Origin of the sequence: Nocardia alni, from assembly GCF_019038435.1 — a bacterium.
Taxonomy (GTDB): domain Bacteria; phylum Actinomycetota; class Actinomycetes; order Mycobacteriales; family Mycobacteriaceae; genus Nocardia; species Nocardia alni.
The window spans coordinates 1-397 of record NZ_JAGPOX010000398.1; the positions used below are offsets into that span (position 1 = coordinate 1).

The window sequence follows — 397 nt, forward strand, 5'->3', positions numbered from 1 at the left end:
CATCGAAGCAGCCGCTGGACGCGCAGGGCGCCGCGCGCATCCTGGCCGACTACATGATCTCCGAGGCCGGGGGTGCGCGGCAACTGGTCGGCAACGCTGCCCCGCCTGCGACCGCACCGATGACGCCCGACCGCCTCTACCAGCTGAGCCAGGGCCAGGGTCCGGTGGCGGATGCCGCCAGATTCATGCTCCAGCACCCGGACATCTACCGCGCCATCGAAACCCATGACGTGGCCGGCGCCGACGGCATCTCCGGCCTGGGCAACCTACTGGCCGCCGCGCGCGGCGAAGTGCCGGGCGTGAACGGCAGAACGGGCCAGCAGCAGCAACAGCTCCAGCAACTTCTGCAGGTGCTGAGTTCGCTGCTCTCGCTGGTGCAGGCCACGGCCACGCGGCA

At 70.5% G+C, this 397-nt stretch carries 1 protein-coding gene; it reads left to right on the plus strand.

The window, feature by feature from the left end:
- Window positions 1–397, plus strand: a 397-nt coding sequence (locus tag JZ791_RS47525; protein WP_216904041.1) for a hypothetical protein, incomplete at both ends; no start/stop codon positions are given.